Raw genomic sequence first — 656 nt, forward strand, 5'->3', positions numbered from 1 at the left:
CGTAGTCATCATCATTCGCAAGGTTGCTGTCAAAGCCTGAGAAGTTATAGCCGACGCCGACTTTGAAGTTGTCGCCAAGATGTTTGTTCACTGAAATCAGCGCACCTTGCTCTAACTCATCGTAGGTCGAATCGGTCTTCCAATGGTACTCGCCTGTCACGTCCCACTCTTTCATCACTCGGTAAGAAGCACTTAAGCCGTACAATGAGATTTTGCTGTCAACCGGAATGTCTTCACCCGATTGACGAGTGAAGAGTTCATGCTTGTTTTTGAATGCGTATTTCGCGCCTAAATCCCAGTTGGCATCAAGTGAATAGATGCCTTCCACTTCTATGATATGGCTTTCTTCATCTTTGTAATCCACATCGCGATTGAGTTGGTCGAAGTCCACTAAGTAGGTGTAGCGCGACAACAAATTCAAACGATCGTTGTAAATTGGGCGATACGCCAATCCAGCGGTCGACTCAATAAAACGAGCCAACATTTTGTCGCTCGATTTGCTTACTGAGCGTGAGTAATTGAACTTACCGAATAAGGTGTACTCTTCCGTCAGATGATGGGTGTAACGGTTGGTCGTCACCCATTGGTCGATGCGTTTTTTGTCTGGGTCAGCAGAGTCATCTGTCTTATCGACACGATATTCCACTTTGTTCTTG

General features: G+C 45.7%; 1 pseudogene. It reads right to left on the reverse strand.

Annotation, left to right across the window (positions count from 1 at the left end):
* Nucleotides 1-656, reverse strand: a pseudogene (locus R8N49_RS27815) (hypothetical protein); the annotation flags it as partial.

It is taken from the genome of Vibrio sp. 1978 (assembly GCF_033344345.1).